At 68.0% G+C, this 24,763-nt stretch carries 26 protein-coding genes and 2 pseudogenes; 4 read left to right on the top strand and 24 right to left on the bottom strand.

Going from position 1 to position 24,763, the window contains the following annotated elements:
• Nucleotides 1-3: 3 nt before the first annotated feature.
• The 7 genes and pseudogenes from ICC28_RS30995 to ICC28_RS31025 form a co-directional block, all read right to left on the bottom strand.
• A complete protein-coding gene (locus ICC28_RS30995) occupies nucleotides 4-657 on the bottom strand; it encodes a hypothetical protein (protein ID WP_188292087.1) in 654 nt (217 codons plus the stop codon).
• Between the two features lie 10 nt (nucleotides 658-667).
• A complete protein-coding gene (locus tag ICC28_RS31000) occupies nucleotides 668-2,062 on the bottom strand; it encodes a hypothetical protein (RefSeq protein WP_223189970.1) in 1,395 nt (464 codons plus the stop codon).
• Nucleotides 2,063-2,095: 33 nt separating this feature from the next.
• A complete protein-coding gene (locus ICC28_RS31005; RefSeq protein ID WP_317454133.1) occupies nucleotides 2,096-2,383 on the bottom strand; it encodes a hypothetical protein in 288 nt (95 codons plus the stop codon).
• A gap of 384 nt (nucleotides 2,384-2,767) precedes the next feature.
• Nucleotides 2,768-3,796: a hypothetical protein gene (locus tag ICC28_RS31010; RefSeq protein WP_188292090.1), complete on the bottom strand. Its 1,029-nt coding sequence runs from the start codon at nucleotides 3,794-3,796 to the stop codon at nucleotides 2,768-2,770.
• Nucleotides 3,784-4,440: a hypothetical protein gene (locus ICC28_RS31015; protein ID WP_188292091.1), complete on the bottom strand. Its 657-nt coding sequence runs from the start codon at nucleotides 4,438-4,440 to the stop codon at nucleotides 3,784-3,786. The genes ICC28_RS31010 and ICC28_RS31015 overlap by 13 nt, the downstream gene beginning before the upstream one ends.
• Nucleotides 4,441-4,648: 208 nt before the next feature.
• Nucleotides 4,649-4,774, bottom strand: a pseudogene (locus tag ICC28_RS31020) (IS5/IS1182 family transposase); the annotation flags it as partial.
• Nucleotides 4,775-5,270: 496 nt separating this feature from the next.
• Nucleotides 5,271-5,463, bottom strand: a pseudogene (locus ICC28_RS31025) (acyltransferase); the annotation flags it as partial.
• A gap of 276 nt (nucleotides 5,464-5,739) precedes the next feature.
• Here ICC28_RS31025 and ICC28_RS31030 point away from each other — a divergent pair.
• Both ICC28_RS31030 and ICC28_RS31035 read left to right on the top strand, forming a co-directional pair.
• A complete protein-coding gene (locus ICC28_RS31030; protein WP_188292151.1) occupies nucleotides 5,740-6,864 on the top strand; it encodes an amidinotransferase in 1,125 nt (374 codons plus the stop codon).
• Between the two features lie 85 nt (nucleotides 6,865-6,949).
• On the top strand, nucleotides 6,950-7,342 hold the full coding sequence (locus ICC28_RS31035) for a DUF192 domain-containing protein (RefSeq protein WP_188292092.1): 393 nt from the start codon (nucleotides 6,950-6,952) through the stop codon (nucleotides 7,340-7,342).
• 82 nt (nucleotides 7,343-7,424) lie between these two features.
• Here the strand turns inward: ICC28_RS31035 and ICC28_RS31040 are convergent, their stop codons facing one another.
• Entirely contained in the window at nucleotides 7,425-7,835 is a 411-nt protein-coding gene (locus ICC28_RS31040; protein WP_188292093.1) for a hypothetical protein, read from the bottom strand.
• Nucleotides 7,836-8,005: 170 nt separating this feature from the next.
• Here ICC28_RS31040 and ICC28_RS31045 point away from each other — a divergent pair, with 170 nt between their 5' ends.
• Nucleotides 8,006-8,491 carry a VOC family protein gene (locus tag ICC28_RS31045; RefSeq protein WP_188292094.1) on the top strand — a complete coding sequence of 162 codons (486 nt, stop codon included), beginning with the start codon at nucleotides 8,006-8,008 and terminating at the stop codon, nucleotides 8,489-8,491.
• Between the two features lie 1,028 nt (nucleotides 8,492-9,519).
• Here the strand turns inward: ICC28_RS31045 and ICC28_RS31050 are convergent.
• The 14 genes from ICC28_RS31050 to ICC28_RS31115 all read right to left on the bottom strand — a co-directional run bounded on the left by ICC28_RS31050 (nucleotide 9,520) and on the right by ICC28_RS31115 (nucleotide 20,879).
• Nucleotides 9,520-10,149, bottom strand: a complete 630-nt coding sequence (locus ICC28_RS31050; RefSeq protein ID WP_188292095.1) for an OmpA family protein — start codon at nucleotides 10,147-10,149, stop codon at nucleotides 9,520-9,522.
• A gap of 9 nt (nucleotides 10,150-10,158) precedes the next feature.
• On the bottom strand, nucleotides 10,159-10,737 hold the full coding sequence (locus ICC28_RS31055) for a hypothetical protein (protein WP_188292096.1): 579 nt from the start codon (nucleotides 10,735-10,737) through the stop codon (nucleotides 10,159-10,161).
• A 35-nt stretch (nucleotides 10,738-10,772) separates the two neighbouring features.
• Nucleotides 10,773-11,384, bottom strand: coding sequence for a pilus assembly protein TadG-related protein (locus ICC28_RS31060; protein ID WP_188292152.1), 612 nt, complete (start codon nucleotides 11,382-11,384; stop codon nucleotides 10,773-10,775).
• Nucleotides 11,381-11,557 (bottom strand): hypothetical protein, encoded by a 177-nt coding sequence (locus ICC28_RS31065; protein WP_188292153.1) that lies wholly within the window; start codon nucleotides 11,555-11,557, stop codon nucleotides 11,381-11,383. Before ICC28_RS31065 ends, ICC28_RS31060 begins: the two co-directional genes overlap by 4 nt.
• Before the next feature lie 104 nt (nucleotides 11,558-11,661).
• Nucleotides 11,662-12,456 (bottom strand): response regulator, encoded by a 795-nt coding sequence (locus ICC28_RS31070; protein WP_188292097.1) that lies wholly within the window; start codon nucleotides 12,454-12,456, stop codon nucleotides 11,662-11,664.
• Nucleotides 12,457-12,497: 41 nt separating this feature from the next.
• Entirely contained in the window at nucleotides 12,498-13,922 is a 1,425-nt protein-coding gene (locus ICC28_RS31075; protein ID WP_188292154.1) for a sensor histidine kinase, read from the bottom strand.
• A gap of 68 nt (nucleotides 13,923-13,990) precedes the next feature.
• The gene (locus tag ICC28_RS31080) at nucleotides 13,991-14,881 is read right to left on the bottom strand and encodes a DUF5936 domain-containing protein (protein ID WP_282703960.1); all 891 of its coding nucleotides are present in this window, start codon (nucleotides 14,879-14,881) and stop codon (nucleotides 13,991-13,993) included.
• 14 nt (nucleotides 14,882-14,895) lie between these two features.
• On the bottom strand, nucleotides 14,896-15,840 hold the full coding sequence (locus ICC28_RS31085) for a type II secretion system F family protein (protein WP_188292098.1): 945 nt from the start codon (nucleotides 15,838-15,840) through the stop codon (nucleotides 14,896-14,898).
• A 10-nt stretch (nucleotides 15,841-15,850) separates the two neighbouring features.
• Nucleotides 15,851-17,188, bottom strand: a complete 1,338-nt coding sequence (locus tag ICC28_RS31090) for a CpaF family protein (RefSeq protein ID WP_188292099.1) — start codon at nucleotides 17,186-17,188, stop codon at nucleotides 15,851-15,853.
• Entirely contained in the window at nucleotides 17,185-17,592 is a 408-nt protein-coding gene (locus tag ICC28_RS31095) for a TadE family protein (protein WP_188292100.1), read from the bottom strand. The genes ICC28_RS31090 and ICC28_RS31095 overlap by 4 nt, the downstream gene beginning before the upstream one ends.
• A complete protein-coding gene (locus ICC28_RS31100) occupies nucleotides 17,589-18,014 on the bottom strand; it encodes a TadE family protein (protein WP_188292101.1) in 426 nt (141 codons plus the stop codon). Before ICC28_RS31100 ends, ICC28_RS31095 begins: the two co-directional genes overlap by 4 nt.
• Nucleotides 18,011-19,243 (bottom strand): CpaE family protein, encoded by a 1,233-nt coding sequence (locus tag ICC28_RS31105; RefSeq protein WP_188292102.1) that lies wholly within the window; start codon nucleotides 19,241-19,243, stop codon nucleotides 18,011-18,013. The genes ICC28_RS31100 and ICC28_RS31105 overlap by 4 nt, the downstream gene beginning before the upstream one ends.
• A 7-nt stretch (nucleotides 19,244-19,250) precedes the next feature.
• Nucleotides 19,251-19,958, bottom strand: a complete 708-nt coding sequence (cpaB, locus tag ICC28_RS31110; RefSeq protein ID WP_188292103.1) for a Flp pilus assembly protein CpaB — start codon at nucleotides 19,956-19,958, stop codon at nucleotides 19,251-19,253.
• Nucleotides 19,959-20,021: 63 nt separating this feature from the next.
• Nucleotides 20,022-20,879 (bottom strand): hypothetical protein, encoded by an 858-nt coding sequence (locus ICC28_RS31115; protein WP_188292156.1) that lies wholly within the window; start codon nucleotides 20,877-20,879, stop codon nucleotides 20,022-20,024.
• A 212-nt stretch (nucleotides 20,880-21,091) separates the two neighbouring features.
• Between ICC28_RS31115 and ICC28_RS31120 the strand changes: the two genes are divergently transcribed.
• Entirely contained in the window at nucleotides 21,092-22,795 is a 1,704-nt protein-coding gene (locus ICC28_RS31120) for a chitinase (RefSeq protein WP_188292104.1), read from the top strand.
• Nucleotides 22,796-22,815: 20 nt separating this feature from the next.
• Here ICC28_RS31120 and ICC28_RS31125 read toward each other — a convergent pair whose 3' ends face one another.
• Complete coding sequence (locus ICC28_RS31125) at nucleotides 22,816-24,138, bottom strand: Nramp family divalent metal transporter (protein ID WP_188292105.1); 1,323 nt, start codon at nucleotides 24,136-24,138, stop codon at nucleotides 22,816-22,818.
• A gap of 80 nt (nucleotides 24,139-24,218) precedes the next feature.
• Nucleotides 24,219-24,644: an ATP-binding protein gene (locus ICC28_RS31130; protein WP_223189975.1), complete on the bottom strand. Its 426-nt coding sequence runs from the start codon at nucleotides 24,642-24,644 to the stop codon at nucleotides 24,219-24,221.
• Between the last annotated feature and the right edge of the window lie 119 nt (nucleotides 24,645-24,763).

Below are 24,763 nucleotides of genomic sequence, written 5' to 3' on the forward strand. Positions count from 1 at the left end.
CAATCAGTCGCTCCGGCCAAGTTCATTCCCCTCGGAATCCACTGACACTTGACGCATAGTCGACACCAACTCATCGGTCAGCCGCACGAGTTCATCTGACGCAGCCATGCTCTGCCAAGTAACAGTGACTACAACCATGTGACTCACCCCAGGAGGGAAAACGGCATATCTGACCAGCTCGGCCAGCTTCGCTCCGAAACCCAGCATTCGCTTGGACTTCAGCATTGCCTGAACTCGGACCGCGGGGCCCGCGTCCAGGTCCAGGTATCTGATGTCGGGTTCACCGACGACCTTGGCGTTGGACCAGTCCAACAGAAGCGGCACGACCTCGGCAGGAGACGTCCGAGGATCGTCTTCCGCACCAAACGAGTCGACTCGAAGATCTGCTAGCCCGACACCACCCGGCGTGTAATAGGCGGCAGCAAGATCGGGGGAGTCCGAGTTGAGGAAGAGTGCCCGCTCCACCAGGTCGTTCAACAACGCACGGTCGTCGACTGTGCGTTCAAGACGGTTGAAACGGCCCATGACCGCACCCGCAAGGCCAACCGCCTCGGCTTGAATCCTGTGTTCCAGTGTCAGGTCGATCCATCCCGGCTGGAACTCGAATCGGGTCACTTGGTCGCCGACCGGCGAACCTGCCTCATTGGCGTCCACCATCAAGGTCCTTTCAGTCCAGGAGTGGGTTCAGATTACCGTCCAGGCCCATCCCCACAGACGTCACCGCGGTGCCCGCCAAGGACACTCCGGTTGCTGTCTTCGAGATTTGGTTGACGGCTGGATAGCTGTCGAGCCCTTGAGTAGCGAACTTGACGTCTTTCAGATGCGAAGCAACGCCCGGGTCAGCAGCCGAAAGGGAACGCCCCACGCCTAGCACTGCGTTACCGTCGCCTCGGACTACGACCTTTCCCCACGCCGCTCCGTAGTTGCCACTACCCGGCTTCAGCGTTCTGAGGTTTTCGCTCCATGCCTTGGGAGAAAAGGGTTCCGTCACAGCTTCCTTCATGGACTTCCAGCCGTCTCCAGGCTCCAGCTTGAACGGCTCCATTTTCTTCCCAAGCGACTCTCTCAGGGCCCCCATCTCCCATTTCATCTTGGACCCTGCTACCTTGTTCATTTTCTTCTTTGCCCGCGCCACCTGCGCAGCGGTCTTGGCGGCACCGGCCCTATCCATGCTACCGAGTGCCGTCTTCACGTAATTCCCTGCAACCTTCGCGAAGGCCTTCCCAACCCCCATCATGGCAATCCCCAGCACAGCGAAGGCCAGATCCTTCAGTCCTTTATCTCCCCGCAGTACCTGGATGACCGTGGAAATGGCACTCACCAACGAGAGGATCGTGGCCAAGGCACCCAAAAGGCCAGCTAATGCCTGGCCAATAATAGGAATCCAGCCGACTGCAAGCGCTGCGACCCCTAAATAGGTGGCCCATGCTTCTGCGAGCGACCCGATCGTGTCGATCCAGTCGTCGAACTTGTCCCAGAAGTCATCCTTCAATGAGTCATTGATTTTGGCGAGGTCCTCAAGTGCCTCGCAGGCCTTCTTGGCTGCGCTGTCGCGAATTTCCTTGGCCTGGGTGATCTTCGCTCGGGCGGCGTCGATCTCGTCCCCGGCGAGATCTCGCTGCTCCTCCAGCTTCTTCTTGTCTGCCGTGTCCTTGTCCGAGGAGTCGCCCAAACGCCGCTGGGCCGCGCCTTTGCGGTCCTCCGCGTCCTTGGCTTCCCGGAGGGCCGCATCGGCGATCTCCTGCGCTCGATTCAGATCCGTCGCATAATTCGTGAGCTTGGCGTGAACCTTGTCCTGGTGACCACCACCGACCTCCGTCACCGTGTCACCAAGAGCATCCGCTGCGGTCTCGTACCTCGTCAGCGCAGCCTCAAGCTTCTTGACGTTACCCGTCGCCTTCTCGCGGAACTCCTTACCGGCCTTGCTGTCCCATGAATCGACTTCAGCAATGGCGTTGAGGTTCCGGATCTGACGCTCCAGTTCCTCGGCAGTTCTCCTTAGTTGGCGGCCGAGCGCGGCAACCTGATCGGGGTCACCCGGGATCGGGTCGCTGCCCGCCAACGGGTGCCAATCGCGAGGTCGAGGAGACACGCCTCACTTCCCCTTCTTTGCCGACTTGGGGTCCCTGGCATTCCGGATCGCCTCGGCCAGCTGATGGTCGATGTCCTCATATGCCTTCGCCGCCGTCTTGGCGATCTCGGCCAGCACTTCGACCTCTTCCGCTAGCTTCTTTCGGTTGATCTCCCAGCTGTCGGCGAAATCCTCAAACCTGTCGGCGAGGCCCCTGTGCCCGAAGTCATCCCCGTACTTGCCGCCGAGCTTCTCAAGCCCCTCGAAGGCCTTTCTCACTCGACCGAGCCCGACACCCATCTCCTTGATCACGCCAAGATCAGCCCGAGTGTGGTCACCTTCACCGGACATAACGCCCCCGTAGCGTTGCCCTGTCGGTCCACAGACCTTCGGCGCGTTGGGGCTTGGGGCTGTCATCGCATCTACCGCGCGCGGGCAACGCCTGAGCCGCGGCAACGGTCAGATGAGGCGTTGCGAGCGAGTTGGGGCGGCAGTTCACCGTCGACTCCTACGGGGAGGCGTCACTTGAGTGATCCGACGCTATCCAGCGCTGCGTGGTGAGGCCAGGGTGAATTCTGTCAACTGGCGTGGCGAGAAGGCCATTTCACCATCCCCCGCTTGACCACGAGCGCACCGAGAAGCCGATGGCGGCCACCCACATGAGTGAATGGCCGCCATCGGTTCCGTGCTTACACCTCAGCGGTTGATTGCCTGGATCTCCTGGACGACGACGTCCTGCTCCGCACCGAAGCTGCCGTCGGGAAGGTCACCGCCGGTACCGCCGCTACCCGTCCACTCGATCTTCCAGGTCACAGTGGCCTGAAGCGGGTACGTACCCTCACCGGAGGAGCGCAGGTACTTCACCCCACAGGGCGGGGTCCGGTCCGCCTTGCCCTTGGCATACGGCTCACCGATACGACCGTCGTTGATCTGGCACACGCCGGACGCCGGATAGGTAACGGCATCGGCCGTGCCCGGCTCGATCCTCAGCGACACCGGCTCCGCCGTCGCGGTCGCCTGGATCCCCAGCACCGGCACGGAAGCCGTCACGGACACCGGCTTGAACTCCGCCGCATCCAGCCACGCCCACGTCGGAAGATTCACCTTCGTGGCGTTCGCAGGCGCCAGGGTCACCTCGGTACCGGGAACACGGATCTCGGCATAGGCCAGCTCCGCGAGAATCTCCGGGGTGACGGCGTTCTCAATATCGGCGGGCGGAGCATCACCCGTGTCCACCCAGAAGTACTCCTTGCCGTAACAGGAGTCCCACCCCGGCGGGAACGTCTTGTCATTGACGTACGCACCCCACCAATACCCCTCACCGGACTTGTCCTTGTTGAAGCCCTTCTCCTCGTCATTCGCGTTGTACTTCTCACGCTGCTCGGCATCCCACTGATGCCCCGTCGAACCCGCCTCCCAAATCGGCTCCAGATACTTCTGCAGCTGCTCAGGCGTGTACTTCGGAGCCAACCAACAAGGCGGAGGCGTCCACGACGTGGCCGACGTCAACGCACCCGCCGACCTCCCACTGCCGTTCTTGGAACGGTCGAACACGACACCGCCGGCAGTCACAGAGACGGTGTCACCATCGACGTCGGCGTTCTGCTCCGTACCGCCGTTGTTGTCGTAGCCTCCTCGCGCAAAGGCTGTCTGAGCAGCGAAGACGGTCGCGCATACGAGCGTCAGGACCGTTGCTGTTCTCGCAGAGTTCCTTACGGTTGACACGCCTTGTCTCCCCCGTTCGACGCGATGTTGGTGGTCTGCCAGACTCCATCGCCGTTCTTGGTGAGGCTGGTGTTGTACAGCACGTAAGAGTCGGCAGTGGCAGGAGTCTTGTCGACCTTCCCGGTCTTCCTGTTCTTGATGTAGGACTTGCTCTCGTCGGAGCAGTAGGTGACATAGGCCTTGTCCGCTCCGGAGAGGGTGACCTTGTAGTCGAAGTAACGTGTCACCCCGACCCACGTGTCGCCGCCATCGATGTACTGCTGCACAAAGGTGATCGACGATTCGAGGGCTTTGCCCGTGTTGTAGAAACCGAGCGCCTTGGTGTCCGTGTTGCCTTCGAAGATCGCTTCATCCACGGCGTTCACGGCCAGAGCGCTGTCCGCAAGCACCGCATCCTTCGTCGCGTCGCCCGTCTTCTGGTCCTCGAAAACGTTCTTGGCGTCGGACGGAAAGCTGATCTTCGGCCGATCGCCTGGCTCCGGCGTACTGGCGCTCGGGGACGGAGACTTCTCAGCCCCCGTGTCGGCTCCGGCGATCTTGTCCTTGCTCTCGGGGCTGTCGTCGTCGCTCCCGCACGCGGACAGCGTCAGGGCCGCAGCGGCGGTCAGGGCGAGCGCTGCGAGGAGGGTGGGGCGGCGGTTCACGGTCGGCTCCCGGTGAGACGAGGCTTCTCTTGAGCGAACCAAAGCTATCCAGCGGGTGCAGCGACACCAAGGCCGGGGTTGTCAAGGGGTGTGGCGTTTGAGGGTAAATCGACTGCCTGGAGACAGGACTGAGCGATAACGGTTGCGCAACATGTGCGAAGAGTGCGTTCCGCTTCGAGTGAGCTTCTCCAGCGTTGCCGCTCCAGGGTGCCGCCAACGCCCGCCGAGACGGACGGGGCTTGCGGCGCCGGCCGCCCTCACGGGTGACAACCAGCACGGTGACCCACTCCACGAACGCATGCGGCAGATCAAGTGCGGCAGGGTGGATGACCAACGAGGCCTCCGAGCAACGTGATTGAGGCGTCAGGCACCTCGATCAACAGCTCGGACGCCTCGTTCGTTGCGCTTCATGGTCCATCACCCGACCGGTGACCGACCCGAAGAAGCTCAGTGAAGATGGATGAGGCCCGAGGGCACTCTGGTCAGCTGCTTCTTCGCTGGCTTCTTGCCGCTGTGCTCTTGGCGCCGACGGCACTCCTACCGCCAGAAGGCTGCAGGTACTTCCGGGACTTGGAGTTTTTGACCCAGTAACTCACAACTGCTGCGGACTGGATGTCCGTGCGCACCACCGGCGTCGGGTCACCGCTCTGCGACGGCTGGGCGTGAGCCACGGCCGGACTGGCCGCCGCCATCAGCGCCCCAGCCGTAACCGCCCCGAGGACGCTCCTGGTGCGTCTCTTGCATGTCACGTTTCCTTGCGTTGGGTGCTCGTGGTGTTACCAAGAGCACCCAATCAGCTCAACGCCAGCACGCCGCCCACGACGCCCCCGCACGAGAAGCAGGCTGGGCGTCCCCAGCAACTCTTGGAGCAAGGTGGTTGGCGGCGAGGAGCGCGGTAACGACGGCGGCCCACAGCGGGTAGATGCGGAACAACCGTCCGACCCAGAAGGTGCGGACACAGCCCCGGCGCTCCAGCGACGCGGGGATGATGATGCCGTACCGGCTGGTGTTGAACTCCGGCATCAGCTCCCGCCGGAACTCCGCCGGGTTCAGGTAATCGAGCTGCCACGGAGGGTAATCGACCTGGTCGCGAGAGGGCCGGGTTGGAGGGTTCCATGACCCTGTTCACGTACCCACCGGCGCCGATGCTCAAGTCCACTCGATCATTCGCGAGCTACAGCTCGAAGCCGATGGAGCCGAACGCGGCGTTGCGCGAGGACGATCCTGGTTTGATTCTTCGCTTTGGGTAACTCGGGTTCAGTAGGGGTTGCTGACTTCTGCGTCCGAAAGCGGTGGAGCATGGCAGTTGAACCCTCAGTCGTGGCCGTCCACGCCACCGACCCCGTCGTTGCGCCTGTCAATTCGCACAACGAGTGGGATCCGCTGGAGGAGGTCATCGTCGGGTGCCTCGACGGCGCGACGATCCCCTCCGGCCACCCGGTCGTGACCTGCAACCTTCCGACGTGGGCGGCGCGCTTGCAGGGGTTCGCCTCCGGCCTGCGGTATCCACGGATGCTGGTCGAGCAGGCGCAGCAGGAGCTGGATCAGTTTGTCGAGCTGCTGGAGGGCGCGGGCGTTACCGTGCGGCGCCCCGACCCCGTCGATCACCGTCGGCGGTTCGGCACGCCCGACTGGTCCTCGCGCGGCTTCTGCAACACCTGCCCGCGCGACAGCATGCTCGTGGTCGGCGACGAGATCATCGAGACGCCGATGGCCTGGCCTTGCCGGTACTTCGAGACGCATTCGTATCGTTCACTGCTCAAGGACTACTTTCGGCGCGGCGCCCGCTGGACGGCGGCGCCGAAGCCGCAGCTCACCGACGAGCTCTTCACGGAGGACTTCCGCGTCCCGGCGCCCGGCGAGCCCATGCGGTACATCCTCACCGAGTTCGAGCCCGTATTCGACGCGGCGGATTTCGTACGTGCGGGGCGCGATCTGTTCGTCACGCGCAGCAACGTCACCAATCGGATGGGCATCGAGTGGCTGCGGCGTCACCTCGGGCCCGGGTACCGGATTCACGAGGTCGAGAGCCGTTGCCGTGCACCCATGCACATCGACACGACGCTCATCCCGCTCGCGCCGGGCAAGGTCCTGGTCAATCCGGAGTACGTCGATGTCGACCGCCTGCCCGACGTGCTGCGGTCGTGGGACGTACTGGTCGCGCCGCCGCCCGATCCGCTCGACGAGACCCTGCTCAAGGTCACCTCGATGTGCGGGAAGTGGCTCAGCATGAACGTCCTCATGCTCGACGAGAAGCGCGTGATCGCGGAACGGCACCACACCGGCATGCTGCGCGCGTTGGAGAAGTGGGGGTTCGAGCCGGTGCCGTGCGACCTGCTGCACTACGCGCCCTTCGGCGGCTCGTTCCACTGCGCGACGCTGGATGTGCGGCGGCGCGGCACGCTGGAGTCGTACGTCGACTGACGGCAGGCGTGTACGACCGGGTGGTGCGGCCGGGTGGTGCGGCCAGGTATGCGTAGCGCTGCTCGGATCGGGGAGGTACTCGGTCATGCAGCAGCAATGGCGTGACGGGCGGGGGAAGTTGATAGTCCAGGGCGGCGAATCGGGCGACGCCTCCCTTCCCTTGGAGATCGCCTCGTCCTATCGCGCCCGTACGCGCGGGCTGCTCGGGAGGGACCGCGTGGACGGCGCCCTCCTGGTCACCCCCGCCAACAGCGTGCATACCTTCGGCATGCGCATCCCCATCGACGTCGCCTATCTCGATCGACGGCTGACCGTCATCTCCGTACGCACCATGCGCCCCGGACGACTCGGGCGGCCGCGCCTGCGGGCCCGGCATGTGCTGGAGGCCGAGGCGGGGGTCATGGAGAGGTGGGGGTTGCGGGTTGGGGTACGGGTGGGGGTGGAGGTGGGGACGGACACGGAGGGCGCGAGCTTCTGAGCTCAGCGTGCGTCGATCCCCTGCGTGGCGGGCGGGTCAGGCATGGTGGGTGGGCGGGTGAGTTCCAGTTCCCGGCCCCCGTTCACTCCGGCATCGGCTCCTCGCACTTCTCCGACGTGAGTACCACGCCGACAACCACCGGGAAGTCGATGATCTGCTGGTTCGGGCCCGGCTGGGAGTTGCAGACCTTCCAGTCCGACGGGTCGTCCACCGGGCGGCCCTGTCCGCTCGCGTCCTCGAAGATCATGTCGATCTCGGCACCCATCTGCTCCCGCACGCGTCCGGCGTTGCCGCCGGTGAGATCCGGCATCGAGGCCGCCACCGGGGTGGCATCCGCGGAGCGACGTGCCTCTGCGGAACCGGAGTTGGTCGCGGTGCTGGTCGCGGAGACGGTGGACTGGTCCGGCGCGGGCGCAGGCGATGCGCTGCAGGCGGTGGCCGCGGCGAGGAGGGTGGTTATGAGGGCGGGTCTCAGGAGCTTGACGAGGGGCATGTTTCTCCGAGGGGCAGCGGGTGGGCAGGGCGTCGGGCAGCATACGTGGACGCCGGAGGCGGGTCTCTCAGCGGTGACATCCCTTGACCTGAACCAAACTTGAGCTTCTAGGTTCGTGCTCATGCCTGATCCGCAGGAACCTACTGCGGTGACCTTCAAGGAGGTTCGCCATGGCCGAGAGCACAGCCCACGTCGAGATTCCCGACCGTTACCGCTACGCCGTGATCCCGCACATCATGGTCGACGACGCCGCCGCAGCGATCGACTTCTACCAGCGGGCCTTCGGCGCCCATGAGGACTTCAGGGTCGATGCTCCTGGTGGCGGGGTTCTGCATGCCGAGGTCACCGTCGGACAGTCGGTGCTGATGCTGGGCGAGGCCACCGCGGACGAGGCGGGGGTCGGCTCCTTCTTGGCGCCGACCTCGCTCGGCGGGGGTACGTCCGTCACGCTGCACGTCTTCGTGCCGGACGTCGACAGCCTGGCGGAACGCGCGGAGGCCGCCGGCGCGGAGATTCTCCAGCCGCCGACCGACATGTTCCACGGCGACCGCACCGTCATTCTCAAGGACCCCTCCGGACACGTCTGGGTATTCCTGACCCACATCGAAGACGTCTCGGAGGAGGAACTCCGACGCCGCCTGGCCTCCGCCGGGTGACCGGCCCCACGGCACGTGCCCGGCGCCTGCGAGGAGTGGGGGCAGATGTTCAGGGGGTGCAAGGCAAGGGCGCGTTCGTCATCGCCTTGCCGATCGACACCGCCGAAGGCGATGCAGCCGACAGCTGACAGGTGCCGTGTCTCGGGGTGGGCCGCCCGCTTCCTGGCCAGTGTCGTGCTTCCGCGCCCCGAGTAAAGGGCGCTACGCGTCGCCTTCGGCGATCGGCCTCCGGCCGACCCTTGACTCGGGTCGCTCCAGCACGCGAGAGAAGCGAGCGGGCGGCCCGGAGAGACGGGTGGCCAGACCGGGGTCCGGGCGGGCGTGACTTGCGGGGCGGGCCGGGTCGGGGGCGCGGTCGCGCCTCGCCTGCACGCCGGGTCGGCTTAGCGGCGGGCGGCCGGTGGGGGGTGAGGGGTGGGGGTGGGTGGGGTGGTCGTCCGGTGGCTCCTGGGGTGACTCTTCCGTCACCTGCGCCACACCAGTCCCGCCAGATGCGCCTGCGAGGAGCGATTGGCAGATTTGGGCCAGGCTGGAAGCAGAGTCTCCGGTGGGACTGGTGCTGATCTGGCCCACATCTGCCAATCACCGTCCTGAGTGGCAGTGGTGGGGGTGGTGGGAATGCTGTGACTGGCGAGGCGTTACGGCGGGGGCGTCACCGCGAGGGCCTCGAACCAATGGGCCGCTCGCCGCCAAAACCACCCGCCGTGCCGCCACCCCGCCGACGCGCACCACCCACCGACCGGAAGCCGCTATGCCAGCCCGGCGTGCTGGCGAGGCGCTGACGCGCCGCCCACTCCGTGAGCCTTGTCGGCGGCGTGGGTGTGCACCCCGGTCGGCCACCCGCCTTCCCGGGCCGCCCGCACGCTTCTCCCCCGTGCTGGAGCGAGCCGAGTCAAGGGTGGGCCGCAGGCCCATCGGCGCAGCCGACGCGGAGCGCAGCGCAGCGCCCTTTACTCGGCTCGCGGAAGCACGACACTGACCCAGAAGCGGGCGGCCCACACCGAGACACGGTGGCTGGTCTCTTCCGTTCAGTTGTCCGAGCGAGGGAAAGAGACCTCGACCCTTCGGTTCTTCTTGCGGCTGGCCTCCGTGGCGTTGGATGCGATGGGGTACTGCTCGCCGTAGCCGCGTACCTCATAGGTGATGTTCGGGTCGTTCAGCTCGCTCTTGAGGATTCCCTCCACGGCGTTGGCTCGCTTCTTGGACAGGACGTCGCCGTGGGCCGAGGGGCCGAGGTTGTCCGTGAAGCCGAAGACGCGGATCTTCGTCGCGTTCTGAGCCTTGATCTCTTCGGCGATCGCAGCGATGCGTGCCTTTGCCTCGCCGTTCAGCCTCGCGCTGTCCTTCGGGAACAGCACCTCCGCCTGCAGTGCGAACTTCACGTCGGCGTTCGTGTCTTCACGGCGTTCGTCGCCGCTCTGGTCTTCGACGACCTGCTTGATGTCCAGAACCTTCGGTTCCGCGAGGGTGGCGCCCTCGGGGAGCTTCAGGTCCGGGTCGTTCGCGTCCACCTCCACGGGGGCGGTGGCCGTGGCTTCGGTCCCTGGGGGGACGCTGGGGTCTTCGTCGGCTTGGGCCGCGGTTGCCCCGTAGAGCGTGGTGGCCAGCATGACGGTGACGGCGGCCATCGCTGTGGTGAGGTTCTTGGTGGTGGTCATGGCGCTGCCTCAGCCAGAGATCTGGATGGGGGCGGCAGCGAACGTGGGGAGTTGGAAGGTGACTTCGGTTGTTTCGGCCGGGGGGGACGGGAACTGGAGAAAGACGGCAATGGATTCGCCCGCCTTGAGGGACGAGAAGCCGGTTGTCGTGAGCGGCCTGCCGTCTGTGTCGCGCAGGACGTAGTAGCGCTTCTTCGCCTTGCTGTCCACGAGAGTGGCTCCTCCAAGCGACATCCCGTGCCGCAAAATCTCCGTCTCGTCTCCCCGCACAGCTGCGGGCACCGTGATCCGATCGGCGCCGTCGTTCTTCAGGATCCCGCTCACCGTTACGAAGCCGCCGGCATCGCGTGCCGCTGAAGTGAGCTGGAGCAGAAGGCCGTTTGAGCCCTTCATCTCGGCCAACGGCTCGTCAGCCTGGCCTTCCTGAGCGCTTGGGTTCGACCCGCCCTTTTCTGGCACGGAAGCCGTCGCCTGCGGCTTCTTCTCGTCGTCTCCTCCGCCGCAGCCGGCCACGCCGAGGGCCAAACCGGCTGCAACGCTCAACGCGACCAACCCCTTGCGGGCCTTCGTAGTGAACCGAATGCTCATGCCTCTGCTTCCCTCGTCAACTCGTCGTTCGCTCGTCAGTCGGCCAGATGGACGTCGAAGAGGTCTTCCGGGCCCGGCAGATCAGTGAGGTTATCCGGGTCTAGGAGCCAGTTTCTGCCTTCTTCACAGGCGAGCTGGGGCAGTTCGTCGTCCCCGGCTTCTTCGCCGGGTAGTTCAAAATCGCAACGGGACTCGATCACGGCCTTGGCGGATGCTCTCGCCTGCTTTCCCTCCACACCCGGGACGATGGAGTCCCCGATGGGTTTGTCCGTCTGGACCTCGACCGTGTACTCCAGGGGCCCCGTCTTCGCGCAGCCCTCTCCCTCTAAATGGGCGTCGTTCAGCGCAGCCAGCTCCCCTGCTCGCCAGCATGACAGTTCGAGGCCCGGCGCAAACCCGTCGAAGATGTCCTGCCACTGCGTCGGGTCGAGTACGTCCTCCACCCACTTGTCCGCGAGTTGATCCCGGGTGTCCTGCGCTGCGGCAAGCGCCGCCGCGTCTGCGGCTGTCTGGGCGCCGTTACGGTTTGCTGCGGCCTGGCCGACTGCGAGGTACGCGAACGCGAGAAAGAGCAGGCCCCCCACCACTGTGATGTAGATGGGGAAAGCCTGCCCTGCGTCGCCGTACCGGTGGGCCTGTCGCTTCAGCCGCCGATGACTTCGTTCACTTGGTCCACAATCGCCGTGTAGATCGTGTTCCCGATATCCGTCCCCGTAATAGCCAACACAATCGCCACCACCACCGCGATGATCCCCAGGTACTCCACCGCCGTCTGCCCCTTGTCCCCCAGGGCGGCGCGAGTCCTGATCCAGTGCTTCATGGTGTTCCCCTCCGGTCGCGGCTGCGGTGGACGCACCGTAGGGCGGGGTCCGGCGGGAGGCCGAGGGTCCGTGGGCCCAAATGGGGGCCCAAAGTCGGGCCATGTCAGGTCACCCCCAGCCACTTGGCGGCGGCTTGGGCGCGGCTGGTGCTGTGGAGCTTGGCGAAGATGCGGTTGATGTGGTTCTTGACCGTCTTCTCGCTGATGAAGCAGGTGGCGGCGATTTGCTGGTTGGTCATGCCGGATGCGATGAGGTCCATGATCTCCGCCTCCCTTGCGCTGAGTTGGAATCGGAGCCTACTGGAGGACTGTCCCACAGGTGGTTGCATTTGCGAAAGAGGGTTGGCTGGATTGAGGGGCGGAAGGGAGTGGTCCGTATGCTGTTGCGAATCTTCTGTCATCGGTGCCGCCGACTCGCCCGCTTGCCTGTCCCGGCGGAGTCTCGACAGCAGGGCGCCCGCCGCGGTCGGGGTGAAGTGGGGGCGGCCCTGTTTGATGTCTCGGATCGCCTCGATCAGTTCGGGGACCGTGAACTCGCCGTGGACCAGGTAGCCGTCGGCTCCCCTGCGCAGGGCCTCCTCGATGATCTGCGATTCGCCGGTGTACGTGAGCATCATGACCGGGGCGATTTCTACCAGGTGCGGGAGGGCTGACAGGCCGTCTACTCCGGGCATGCGGACGTCCAGGAGGACGACGTCGGGACGGTGGCGTTGGGCCGCCTCGCAGGCCTCGCGGCCGTCCGCCGCCTCGGCTACGACGGTGATGTCCTCGCGGCCGGAGAGGAGGGCGGTGAGGCCCGCGCGGACGACCGGGTTGTCGTCCGCGATCACGATCCGGAGAGGGGTGACCGGAGTGGGTGGCGCGAGTTCCTCGAACGGGGTGCTCGGGGGCGGCTGCATGGGGCTGCTGCCTCCTCTCGGTCCGGTGTGGGGAGTCCGTGTCACGTCGTCGTGGGTGCGGTCAGTGCTGCCAGGGGGAGTTCTACGAGGACCTCCGTTCCGCGTGGGTGGTCGCCTCGGCCCATGCGGATGCGGGCGCCTACGGAAGCTGCGCGCTCGACCATGCCGAGCAGGCCGAAGTGTCCTGCCTTGCGGAGGTGTTCCAGGCTCGTGCCGGTGGGGAGGCCGCGGCCGTCGTCGTACACGCTGATGCGGATCAGGTCGCCGTGGACTCCGGCGCGTACCTCCACATGGGTGGGGGATGCGTGGCGGTGTGCGTTCTCCATCGCTTCCGTGGCGATGGAGAGGAGGTGGCGGGCCACCGCGGGTGGGACGGGGGCGGGAGGGCTGGTTTGGTGGTAGGTCGTTCGGAGGCCGGTGCGGGTGGTGAAGTCCGTCGTGCGGGCCCGTAGTTCGGTGAAGAGGTCCGTGGTCGTGTGCGGGTCCGATTCCCGGCGCAGGTCTGCCAGGACCTCTCTCGACTCCGCCGCGGCCCTGCGGGTGGAGCGGGCCACCAGTTCCGCCTGTTGCTTGAGGAGGGCGGGGTTCGTGGGGGTGGCCGCCGCCGTCGCCACCAGGCCCTCCGCGGCCATCGTCACGCCGTAGAGGGTCTTGGCGACCGTGTCGTGCATCTCCCTTGCCAGGCGGGCGCGTTCGGCGGCCACCGCTTCCGCGACGGCGAGGCGGGCCTTCATGGCGGTCAGGGCGTGGGTCGCCTCGCCGAAACGGAGCATGAGGCCGCGCAGGGCCGAGCCGACCGCGCCGGTGATGACGCAGAAGCCGGGGAGGAGGAGTTTCTCCGCCAGCGTGGTGTCGGCGTCGGCGGTGGTCGCGTAGACGAGGAGGAGGATCAGGGACTGGAGGCTGGCGAAGGCGGCGGCGCCTCGGTAGCCGTAGACGATGCCGGCGAGGAGGGGGGTGCAGACGCTGACGTAGGCGAGGGGGGTGTCCGGGCCTGCGGAGATCAGGAGGAGGGAGCCGAAGAGGGTGTCCAGGGCCAGGAGGGTGGGGTGGCGCAGGAGGAGGGGGCCGAAGCGTTCCCAGTCTCTGAAGAGGGCGTAGGAGGCCATGAAGGTGACGACCACTGCCGCGCCTACCAGGCGGGTGCCCAGGCCGGGGGCGGCGTTGAGGAGGGCGACGGGGGCGGAGAGGGCGATCATGGCCAGGCGGAAGCCGAAGACCTGGCGGCACATCGCTTGTAGGGCGTTGACCTGGAGGGTGAGTCCGGGTGCGGGTGCGGGTGCGGGTGTAGCGGGGGGTACCCGGCCTTCGGCCGGGTTTTCGTTCCCACCCGCACCACCCGTGCGGCTTTCGTGGTCGGGTGCGGGTGGCCCCTGTCGGGGCTGAGCACCATCGGCGGCCGCAGGCCGTCCCCGCAGAGGTGCCGCCGTCGTCGCCGCCGCCGCCGTCGCCGTCGTCGCCGCCATCGGCTCCACCGCCACCGCCCCCCGCTTCACCCTCACCCCGGTCACCCACATCGCACTCGTCCCTCCCCCTACTCCCCCGTAATCGACCCGAAGTCGGTCCCCGACCCCAGGAGCAGCCCCGCGCCCAGCAGGATCATCGTTGCCGGGACCATGAAGGTGGTGATCATCATCGTGGCCTTGGGGACTGCCCGGGCTGCCTTGCGCCGGGCGTTCTGGGCGTCGGTTCGGCGCATGTCCTTGGCCAGCGCGACCAGGGTGTCGACGATGGGTGCGCCCAGTTCCTCGCCCTGCTGCAATGCCGTGACGAACATCGCCACCTGCTCCGAGTCGTTGCGGCGCCGCAGCTCCGCGAAGGCCTGGCGGCGGCTCATTCCCAGGTCCATCTGGCGGAGGGTGATGCGGAGTTCGTCCGCCCAGGGGCCCTCGTAGCGCGACGCCACCCGCTCCAGGGCCTGGCGGAAGCCGAGTCCTGCGCTCACGACCACCGCGAGGACGTCGAGGAAGTCCGGGAGGGTGCGTTCGATGACGTCCTTCCTGATCCGGATGGCCGACCAGATGCCGACCTCCGTCCAGAACGCGCCGAAGGCCAACAGCAGCAGCGCGACCAGGAACTGACCTCGCATCAGGAAGACCAGGAAGCCCACCGCGCCGAGGAAGCCGTATACCGCTCGGCGGGCCGCGTAGCGGTCGATGGTGAGGCCGCCGGGGTTGCCCGCCAGGTCGATCTTGCGGCGGTACTTGGCGACCTGCTTGGGGCCCATCAGCCGCAGCACCGCGGGGGCGTACCGCATGCCCATCCGGTCGACGACGGAGTCCACGGCGCCGGTCCTGGTGGCGCCGACCTCCAGGGCCAGGGCCAGGTCGTCGGGCAGTTTCGCGTCGGCGCGGTACATGCGGACGCCCGCGAAGACGCCCCACACTCCGAGGCCCATCAGCAGGGCCAGCAGCAGAGCAACCACGTCAGCCTCCCCCCTCAGACGTCGATCCGTGACAGGCGGCGGATCATGACGAAGCCGACCGCGTACAGCGCGAAGGCGACGATCACCGCCATCTGGCCCGCCGGGGAGCCGGTCATGCGGTCCAGCGCGCCGTCCTTCACGCCGTTCATGAGGAAGAGCGAGCCGATGCCCAGCGCGGGGACCGCGTACGAGGTCATGCTCACCTGGGAGAGCTGGGTGCGGATCTCCCGGCGGGTCTCCTTGCGCTCCTCCAGGGTCTCGGTCAGGTTGCGCAGGGCGCTGACGACCTGGCCGCCCGCCCTGTTGGACAGGACCAGGGTCGTCACCAGCACCACGAGCTCACGCGAGGGCAGCCGGTCCGCCAGTTCACCCAGCGCGTCGTCCATCGAGGCGCCGATGGCCAACTGGTTGGCCACCTTGCCCAGTTCCTCGCCCGCCGGGGCTTCCAGCTCCTCCGCCGCCATGCCGATGGCCGTGCGCAGGGCGAGGCCCGCCTGGGTGGCGTTGGCCAGGATGCGGGCGAGTTCGGGGAGTTGGTTGATGAAGCGTTCGATGCGCTTTTGGCGCTGCCAGTTGAGGAACTGTACGGCCACCCAGATGCCGAGGAGTCCGGCGATCGGGCCGAAGAAGGGGGCCAGGGTGGCCTGGCCGATCAGCCACAGGCCGGCGACCGCCGCGAGCATGTAGACGAAGAACTCGCCAGGGGTGACGTCCAGGCCCGTCGCGGCGAGGCGCAGTTCGAGTTTCCGGCCCAGTCGGGTACGGCGGAGTCGGCGGTCCAGGTTGTGGAAGCGGCGTCGGCGGCCGGGGCCGGTGATCTGGCCGGCTGCCGTGAGCCGCTCGACCAGGGCCTGGCGCTGGGCCCGGCCCATGGCGTAGGCGTGCAGGCCGGCCACGGCGAGGACACAGGTCAGCAGGGTGATGCCGGTGGTGAGCGTGATGAGCGTCTGGAGTTCCATCGGTTCCTCCCTACCTGGCCGTCCGGAGGGCCAACTGCCCCGCGGACTGCGCGACGCCGAAGGCCTGCGGTACCGGCTGGTTCGCCATGTAGAGGCGGTCGGCGGTACGGCGTGGGAGCGGGAAGTACTCGAAGGTGCCGTGGACGCGGCCGTCCGCCGCCATGGGGCGGGCGTGGAAGCGGGCGACGGTGGCCAGCCGGTACGGTTCGCCGCCGTGGCTGTCGAGGACGGCGATCTCGGTGATGCGGCGGGCGCCGTCGGGGAAGCGGGTGAGCTGGATGATGACGTCGACGGCGCTGTTGATCTGGTCGTGCAGGGCCTCGAAGGGGACCTCGACGTCGGACATGGAGGCGAGGGTCTTCAGCCGCATCAGGGCGTCCTCGGTGCTGTTGGCGTGCACGGTGGCGAGGGAGCCGTCGTGGCCGGTGGACATCGCCTGGAGCATGTCCAGCGACTCGCCTCCGCGGACCTCTCCGACGACGATCCGGTCGGGGCGCATCCGCAGGGAGTTGCGGACCAGGTCGCGGATGGTGACCCGGCCCTGGCCCTCGACGTTCGGGGGGCGGGACTCCAGGCGGATCACATGGCCCTGCTGGAGCTGGAGTTCGGCGGAGTCCTCGATGGTGATGATGCGTTCGACCTCGGGGATGAGGCCGGACAGGGCGTTCAGGAGCGTGGTCTTGCCGGTGCCCGTCGCGCCCGAGACGATGATGTTGAACTTCGCCTGTACGAGTCCGGCCAGCAGATACACCATGTGTTCGTCCAGGGAGCCCAGGCCGACCATCTCGTGGAGGGTGAAGGAGCGGGGGAAGCGGCGGATGGTGAGGGTGGCGCCGGTCAGGGACAGGGGCGGGATGATGACGTTCACCCGCTCGCCGGAGGGCAGGCGCGCGTCCACCATCGGGTTGGACTCGTCGACGCGCCGGTTCACCGTCGACACGATCCGCTCGATGGTCTGCATCAGCTGGTCGTGGGAGGGGAAGCGGAGCGGCAGTTGTTCCACTCGGCCGGCCCGTTCGACGAAGATGGCGTCGGGGCCGTTGACCATGATCTCGGTGATGGAGGCGTCCTCCAGGAGGGGTTCGAGGATGCCGAGGCCGAGCGCCTCGTCGACCACCCGGCGGATCAGCTGGGAGCGCTCGACGGTGGACAGCACCGGGCCCTCGCGGCTGATGATGTGGCCGAGGACGCGCTCCAGCCGGGCCCGGCGCTCGGCGGCGGCCAGCGCGCTCATCTCCGCGAGGTCGATCTCCTCCAGGAGCTTGGCACGGTAGGAGGAGACCAGGTGGCCGTCCTCGCCCCGACTGCCGTTCTCCTCGGGCAGGTTGATGCGTGAACGCAGGCTCATTCGGGTGCTCCTCCCGCGTCGAGCGGCATCGTGGCCGACTTGGTGGCGTCGCCGAAGTCCCAGCCGGGGACGACGGACGGGATGACGATGCTCGCGGTGACCCGTACCTCGTCGCCGAGTCGCGCGCTGGTGCAGCCGGTGCCGTCGGCCAGCCAGCTGCTGACGGCGGCCTTGCAGTCCTGGGCGTAGGGGCCGTCGAGCGAGGCGCTGCGCGCGCCGGTGCGGGCGGCGGTGCCGGCCTGCTGGGCGGTGTAGGCGACGAGTCCGATCTGTACGGCGGCCATGGCGACGAGGATCAGGATGGGGATGAAGCCGAGGTACTCGATGGCCACTTGGCCGCGGTCACGCCGGTGGTTACGGTCGCGTCGGTCACGCCGGTCGCGGTCATGGTGTCCGTACGTCATCTCGGTCCCCCCTCCTCGATCACGGCGCCCGCGTGCCCGTCGACCTGGAAGGGGAAGCCGATCGCGCCGGGGAAGAGGACCGGCACCTCCAAGTGGACGTCGGCCGTGACCAGTCCGCCGCTCTCGCCGCAGTTCACCTGGGCACCGCCCTCCCACGCGCCCGGCAGGTGCCTCAGCCCCGCCTCCTGGCAGGCGCCCTGCCGGTCCTCGGCCGCCGTCCCCGCCCGTGCCGCCATGTCGGCAGCGTTCCCCGCGAGCGTGAACGTGTACCCCACCAGCACGCACTGCCACAGCAGCACCAGCGTGAGGATGATCAGCGGGGTCATGCCGAGGAACTCGATGGTGACCTGGCCCCGGTCGCGTCTCGGCGCAAGCGCACGCGCCCGCCGGTTCGTTCCCTGCCGCCCCCCACACCCACTCATCCCCCGCCCTCCTTCCGCCTCCGAAAGGCCGCCCGTCCGGCCCTGCGGTCGACCGCGCCGGCCTTCACCAGCCCCAGCTCCCCCGCCAGCGCCCACAGTGCCTGCTTCACGGTGCTCTTGTTGTCCAGTTCGTGCAGGCGCCCCGCGTCCACCACGCCCTGGAGTTCCTTGAAGGCAGCCGGTACCGGCGTCCCCGCCACCGCCGTGCCGGTGATCTTCTGGATCAGCGCCGGCTGGATCTCGGTGCCGCGGGTGTGGCGGTTGACGACGACCGTGGTCTCCTCGGCCTTGCGGATCTGGAGGCGGTCCCACATGCGTACGGCGCGTTTGGCGCCGCGGACGGCGACCACGTCCGGCGTGGTGACCAGCAGGGCCGTGTCGGCCATCTCCACGACGGCGGCTCCGGCGCCGCTGATCTGGGCGCCGCAGTCGACGACGACCACCTCGTAGCGGGTGCGCAGGGCGCTGACGATGCCCCGGGCGGCGCGCTCGGTGACCTCTTCGCCGCGTTCGCCCTCGCCGGGGGCGAGCAGCAGGGCGAGCCCGGTGTCGTGGCGGAAGACGGCGTCGGCGAGGACGCGGGGGGTGATGTCGGTGATGGTGGCGAGGTCGACGACGGAGCGGCGGAACTGGACGTCCAGGTAGGAGGCGATGTCGCCGGTCTGGAGGTCGAGGTCGACGAGGGCGGTGGAGCGGCCGGAGGCCTGGGCGGCGAGGGCGAGTTGGACGGAGACAACGGTGGCACCGGTGCCGCCCTTGGCGCCGTTGACGGAGACGACGGTGCCGCCGACTCCGGTGTACACCTCGATGGCGCCGCCGAGATGGCGCCTGACGCCCGCGGACCACTGGGCGACCGCCTGGACGCGGCTGGCGAGTTCCTCGTAGTTGAGGGGGAGGGCCACGAGGCCGCGGGCGCCGTAGTCCATGGCGGCCTGGAAGAGGCCGGGGGAGGCGTCGGAGGTGACGAGGATGACGCCGACGGCCGGGAAGCGCAGGGCGACTTCGCGGATGAGTTCCAGGGCGGGGACGGGGCCGATCCGCTCGTGCACGACCACGACCTCGGGCAGTTCGTCGACGGACTCGGCGGCGAGGCGGGCGAGGGTGTCGACGAGCTGGGTGGAGTCGACCACGGGGGCGATCGGCTCGGCGTCCGGGAGCTGGCTGAGCAGGGTCGTCACGGAGCGGACCGCGTCCGCGTCGCCGACCGCCGGGAGGATCCTCGTGGGCATGGGCCTCTCACTTGTCCTTCGCGAGTTCGTACGTGCGGTCCGACTCGGGGACCGTGGTGTCGCTGCCGGGCGCCACCAGGGCGAGGCGGACCCGCTGGGCGAACGACTCGGCGTACGTGATGCGCTGGGCGTCGATGGCGGAGAGCGCGAAGGTGATCGGGACGGCGTCGGTGGGCCGTCGGGTGCGGTCGTCGGCGTCGGGTTCCAGCGGGGTCAGCTCGCCGACGTCGAGGACCTGGGCGTTGGTGACGATGATCTTGGACTGGGCGGGGTCGCCCTCGCGCGCGCCCTTGAAGGTGGCGTACACGTTGACCCGGGAGCCCGGGGTGATCTTTCCGGCGACGCCGGTCGCCGCGTCGATCATGATGGCGACCTCCTGCTGTCCGGCCCGGAGGGCGGGCTGGGCCACGATCATGTCGCTCTGGAGGAGGGAGCCCTTGCGCAGGGTGGTGATCGCGATCTTGCCCTGGATCTCGCGGAGATCGGTGACCGCGGTCTCCGACAGCCACCGCTCGGGCATCGAGATCTTCTCGAACTGGGCCGCGCCGAGCGGTTCGTAGGGTTTCACCTGCGTCTTGAGCCGGTAGGCGGTGACCTCGGGGCCGACCTTGGACTCGGCGTCGTTGATGACGGACAGCACGCCGGCGAAGGCGCCGAGGGCGCAGACGACCGACAGGATCAGGAGTATCACGCCGCGGCGCTGACGGGAGTTCATGAACCGTGCAACCTCATTGGGGGAATCGGTCGGGATCGGTCGGGGCGGAGCCCTACGGGCCGGTCAGCCTGCGCGGGTCTCGGGGGCGGACGGGAGGGCGGAGCAGAAGACGCAGCGGTCGCCGATGACGTCGATGCCGCACCAGTGGCAGGGGCTCTGCCGTACCGAGGTGACGAGTTGATAGAGCACCGACAGGTCGGAGAGGTAGGAGCAGAATTCGATCAGCCGGCCCGTCCCCCACCAGCCGGCCGACTGCGCGGGCAGCGGGACCTCGCGCAGCCCTTGGACGTTCCAGGACTTGGCGAGTTTGTCGGTGACCCAGTCGCCCTGGAGCTGCCCCCGGGCCACCAGCATGCGGGTGGCGAACTCGGGGCCGGTCAGGGCGGCTTCGGGGGTGAGGCGGACCAACTGGGGTTCGGGGTGGGCGACCACGGCGAACTGACTGCCGGGGACCCAGGACTTGGCGTGCGACCTGAGCCCTACGGGGATGCGGTCGAGCTTGGCGACGGAGCCGAGGAGCGCTCCGGCGTGGAGGTAGTGGGTGAGCAGGCGGCCCGCGGAGGCCAGGACGCCGGGGCCGAGATCGCAGGAGGCCAGTTGGCGCAACTGGCGGGCGAGGACGGCGAGGGCGAGCGGGGGCAGTTCGGGGTGGAACAGGGCGATGCGGTCGCTCTCCATCAGGGAGCGCAGGGTGCGCAGCCGCCGTTCGGCGCCGGGGTCGGTGGCCCGGGAGCAGACGACGATCACATGGCCGTGCTGGTCGACGGCGGCCTGCAGGGCGGTCAGGGACCGGTCGAGCGGCTGCCGGTCCAGGTCCGGGAGCACGACGGCGGGCACGGTTCGCTCGTCCTGTGCCGGCAGCGCCAGGTCGGCGCTGGTCACGGCGATGGCAGTTGGCACGCGCAGCTCCCCACTCCCCATGCCCGCCGGCCCGACCGGCGTCACTCCGGTACACCCCGTCGACTTCACTGCGTGACTACCCGAGCACTGTATCCACGGGTCTGTGACCGGAGAACAGCGTTTCTGCAGCTATGAAGGAACTGCCGTTTCACAAGTTGCGCCAAATCGGGGCAGGTTGAGCATCTTGCCGCCCGCTCTTGACAAGCCGATTGGTCTGGACCAACGTCTTTGGCATGTCCACACACAGACGTTTGTCCCCCCGCAGACGATCGACACGACTGTGGTCGTCGGCCGTGACCGCGGCGCTGGCCCTCTCCTTCGCGGGCGCCGGCCAGGCCTCCGCCGCCGACATCAACAACGCCAGGAACGCCGGCTTCGAGTCCGGCCTGACCCACTGGACCTGTTCCGCGAACAGCGGTACGACCGTCCCCTCCCCCGCGCACGGCGGCTCGGCCGCGCTGCGGGCGACGCCCGCCGGCCAGGACAACGCCCGCTGCGCCCAGACGGTCGCGGTGCGGCCGAACTCGACGTACAGCCTGAGCGGCTGGGTGCGGGGCGGGTACGCCTACCTCGGGGTGACCGGCACCGGCGGCACGGACGTGTCGACCTGGACGCCGGACTCCACCAGCTGGAAGCAGCTGTCGACGACCTTCACCACCGGCGCCTCGACCACGTCGGTGACCGTGTACACGCACGGCTGGTACGGGCAGGCGGCCTACTACGCCGACGACATCTCGGTGTACGGGCCGGACGGAGGCGGCGGCACCGACCCCGAGCCGACGGTCCCGGCCACGCCGAGCGGGCTGGCGGTCTCCGGCACGACCTCCTCCTCCGTCTCCCTGGCCTGGAACACGGTCTCGGGCGCGACCGGCTACAGCGTCTACCGCAACGGCACGAAGGTGACCGCGGTGAGCGGGACTTCGGCCACCGTCACCGGCCTGGCCGCCGCCACCTCGTACTCGTTCCAGGTCACGGCCACCAACGCGGCCGGTGAGTCACCGAAGTCGGCCACCGTGACCGGGACGACGAAGGCGACTCCCACGGACCCGACCGTGCCGAAGCACGCCGTGACCGGGTACTGGCAGAACTTCAACAACGGCGCGACGGTCCAACGGCTCGCGGACGTCCAGGCCCAGTACGACATCATCGCGGTGGCCTTCGCCGACGCGACGGCGACACCGGGCGCGGTGACCTTCAACCTGGACTCGGCCGGGCTCGGCGGCTACACCGTCGCCCAGTTCAAGGCGGACATCAGAGCGAAGCAGGCGGCCGGCAAGAAGGTGATCATCTCGATCGGCGGCGAGCTCGGCACGGTCACGGTCAACGACGCCGCGTCCGCGACGAACTTCGCGAACTCGGTGTACGCGCTGATGCAGGAGTACGGCTTCGACGGCGTCGACATCGACCTGGAGAACGGGCTCAACGCGACGTACATGACGCAGGCGCTGCGGTCGCTGTCGGCGAAGGCCGGTCCGTCGATGGTCCTGACGATGGCTCCGCAGACCATCGACATGCAGTCGACGTCGAACGCGTACTTCCGGACCGCGCTGAACGTGAAGGACATCCTCACGGTCGTCAACATGCAGTACTACAACAGCGGTTCGATGCTGGGCTGCGACGGCAAGGTGTACAGCCAGGGGTCCGTGGACTTCCTGACGGCCCTCGCCTGCATCCAGTTGGAGGGCGGACTGTCCCCGTCCCAGGTCGGCCTCGGCCTGCCGGCCTCCACCCGGGGCGCGGGCAGCGGGTACGTGTCGCCGACGGTGGTGAACAACGCCCTGGACTGCCTGACCAGGGCCACCAACTGCGGCACCTTCAAGCCGCCCCGCACCTATCCCGACCTGCGCGGCGCGATGACGTGGTCCACCAACTGGGACGCCACGGCGGGCAACGCGTGGTCGAACACGGTGGGACCGCACGTGCACGGGCTGCCGTAGGGGCCGCGGTTGACGGGCGGTCAGAAGAAGTCCGCCCACGGCTGGTCCCAGATCTGCTTCACGCACAGCACCAGGAACATCAGGCCGGCGATGGCGAGCATGCCGTTGCTGAGCGGGCCGTTGCGCCATTCGCGCGGGGTGCGGGCGGAGTTGAGGAGCCAGATGAGGGTGCCGGCCAGGAACGGCATGAAGGCCGCGCCCAGCACGCCGTAGATGATGACCAGGCGGAAGGGCTGGCCCTGGAAGACCAGGACGATGGGCGGGAAGGTGAGCCAGAGCAGATAGGCGCGGAACGGCCAGGAGCGTTCACGACGGCCCGCGGCGACGTCCTCGCCGCGGGCCTCGTCGCCCTTGCGGTAGCGCGCGACGAAGTCAGCGAACATCAGGCTCACCCCGTGCCAGACGCCGATCAGCGAGGTGAAGGAGGTGGCGAAGAAGCCGATCAGGAAGAACTTCGCCGTAGCCGTGCCGTACTCGTCCTCCAGGATGTCGCCCAGTTGCACCAGGCCCTTGTCGCCGCTCGCGAGGGCGATGTTCGCCGAGTGCAGCAGTTCCGCGCCGACGAAGAGCATCGCCACGACGAAGACGCCGGTGGTGGCGTAGGCGATCCGGTTGTCCAGGCGCATGACCTTCATCCAGCCCGTGTTCGTCCAGCCCTTGGCGTTGACCCAGTAGCCGTACGCGGCCAGCGTGATCGTGCCGCCCACGCCGCCGATCAGGCCGAGGGTGTTGAGGACGGAGTCCTTCTCGTCCGGCAGCACCGGCAGCAGGCCCGCGAAGGCGTCGCCGAGGTTCGGGGTGACCCTGACCGCCAGGTACACCGTCACCACGAACATGACGCCCACCAGGACGGTCATGACCTTCTCGAAGACGGCGTACTTGTTGAACCAGACGAAGACCAGACCGACCAGACCGCAGGCCACGGCCCACCACTTGAGGTCCATCACGTCCGGGAAGAGGGCCTGCAGCGGCAGCGCGCTCGACGACATCGCCGCAGCGCCGTAGACGAACCCCCAGATCACGACGTAGCCGACGAAGAACCACGTCGTCCAGCGGCCCAGGCTCGCCCAGCCCTCGAAGAGGGTGCGTCCCGTGGACAGGTGCCAGCGCCCGGCCGCCTCCGCGAGGGAGATCTTCACCAGGCAGCCGAGGACCGCGGCCCACAGCAGCGTGTACCCGAAGCTGCTGCCCGCGATGAGGGTGGCGACCAGGTCTCCGGCGCCGACGCCGGTGGCGGCGACCACGATGCCGGGACCGATGTACTTCCAACTGGACTTGCGGGACGTGGAGTCGGGTGCGGAGGAGTCCAGCGGTGCTTGAGTGTTCCCCGAGGTTTCGGCCATACGGCTGAGGTACCCCGCCCGGAGGCCCGGGACTACATCGACATGCGGCGACGCCACCCGGGGGTGCGGTCAGCCCCCGCTCACCCGCAGTCCGCCGACGCCCCGGCACGGCAGGACGAACCGTCGCACGTCCGCAGCTCGAACCAGACGGTCTTGCGCGGCCCGTCCTGCTGACAACCCCACCTCTGCGCCAGCGCGTTCACCAGGAACATGCCCCGCCCGCTCTCCGAAGCGCCGGCGTCCAGCACCTGCGGGGTGCGGCGGCCGTGGTCCTGCACCTCGCAGCGGAGCACGCCGTGCGCGGCGAAGAGGGTGAGCCGGAAGCGGCTCGCGGAGTGCAGCAGGGCGTTGGTGGCGAGTTCGCTCACCAGGAGTTCGGCCGTGTCCAGCACGTCCTGCCGCTCCGCGAGCCCCCATCCCTCCAACTGCCGGCGGACCGCCGCCCGGGCCTCCCGGACGGCGCGCGGGCGGGGGTCGTACTCGACGCTCAAGTGACCGGCTCCCATGGGCGGTTGAGGGAAGGAGCCGTGTCGGTGGTCGGGGCCCGGGCGACGACCCCCGGAGAGTTGCAGCATGCCTCCCAGGGTGGCCTCCCCGCGGCCGCGGCACACGGGGAGGAATACCT

The sequence above is a fragment of the Streptomyces sp. TRM68416 genome, from assembly GCF_014596915.1.
Classification (GTDB): domain Bacteria; phylum Actinomycetota; class Actinomycetes; order Streptomycetales; family Streptomycetaceae; genus Streptomyces.

Coding starts and splice junctions, on each gene's coding strand:
- ICC28_RS30995 (WP_188292087.1), bottom strand. CDS start 657: ATGGTGGACGCCAATGAGGCAGGTTCGCCGGTCGGCGACCAAGTGACC.
- ICC28_RS31030 (WP_188292151.1), top strand. CDS start 5,740: ATGGCAGTTGAACCCTCAGTCGTGGCCGTCCACGCCACCGACCCCGTC.
- ICC28_RS31035 (WP_188292092.1), top strand. CDS start 6,950: ATGCAGCAGCAATGGCGTGACGGGCGGGGGAAGTTGATAGTCCAGGGC.
- ICC28_RS31040 (WP_188292093.1), bottom strand. CDS start 7,835: ATGCCCCTCGTCAAGCTCCTGAGACCCGCCCTCATAACCACCCTCCTC.
- ICC28_RS31045 (WP_188292094.1), top strand. CDS start 8,006: ATGGCCGAGAGCACAGCCCACGTCGAGATTCCCGACCGTTACCGCTAC.
- ICC28_RS31050 (WP_188292095.1), bottom strand. CDS start 10,149: ATGACCACCACCAAGAACCTCACCACAGCGATGGCCGCCGTCACCGTC.
- ICC28_RS31055 (WP_188292096.1), bottom strand. CDS start 10,737: ATGAGCATTCGGTTCACTACGAAGGCCCGCAAGGGGTTGGTCGCGTTG.
- ICC28_RS31065 (WP_188292153.1), bottom strand. CDS start 11,557: ATGAAGCACTGGATCAGGACTCGCGCCGCCCTGGGGGACAAGGGGCAG.
- ICC28_RS31070 (WP_188292097.1), bottom strand. CDS start 12,456: ATGCAGCCGCCCCCGAGCACCCCGTTCGAGGAACTCGCGCCACCCACT.
- ICC28_RS31075 (WP_188292154.1), bottom strand. CDS start 13,922: ATGGCGGCGACGACGGCGACGGCGGCGGCGGCGACGACGGCGGCACCT.
- ICC28_RS31085 (WP_188292098.1), bottom strand. CDS start 15,840: ATGGAACTCCAGACGCTCATCACGCTCACCACCGGCATCACCCTGCTG.
- ICC28_RS31090 (WP_188292099.1), bottom strand. CDS start 17,188: ATGAGCCTGCGTTCACGCATCAACCTGCCCGAGGAGAACGGCAGTCGG.
- ICC28_RS31095 (WP_188292100.1), bottom strand. CDS start 17,592: ATGACGTACGGACACCATGACCGCGACCGGCGTGACCGACGCGACCGT.
- ICC28_RS31100 (WP_188292101.1), bottom strand. CDS start 18,014: ATGAGTGGGTGTGGGGGGCGGCAGGGAACGAACCGGCGGGCGCGTGCG.
- ICC28_RS31105 (WP_188292102.1), bottom strand. CDS start 19,243: ATGCCCACGAGGATCCTCCCGGCGGTCGGCGACGCGGACGCGGTCCGC.
- cpaB (WP_188292103.1), bottom strand. CDS start 19,958: ATGAACTCCCGTCAGCGCCGCGGCGTGATACTCCTGATCCTGTCGGTC.
- ICC28_RS31115 (WP_188292156.1), bottom strand. CDS start 20,879: ATGGGGAGTGGGGAGCTGCGCGTGCCAACTGCCATCGCCGTGACCAGC.
- ICC28_RS31120 (WP_188292104.1), top strand. CDS start 21,092: ATGTCCACACACAGACGTTTGTCCCCCCGCAGACGATCGACACGACTG.
- ICC28_RS31125 (WP_188292105.1), bottom strand. CDS start 24,138: ATGGCCGAAACCTCGGGGAACACTCAAGCACCGCTGGACTCCTCCGCA.
- ICC28_RS31130 (WP_223189975.1), bottom strand. CDS start 24,644: ATGGGAGCCGGTCACTTGAGCGTCGAGTACGACCCCCGCCCGCGCGCC.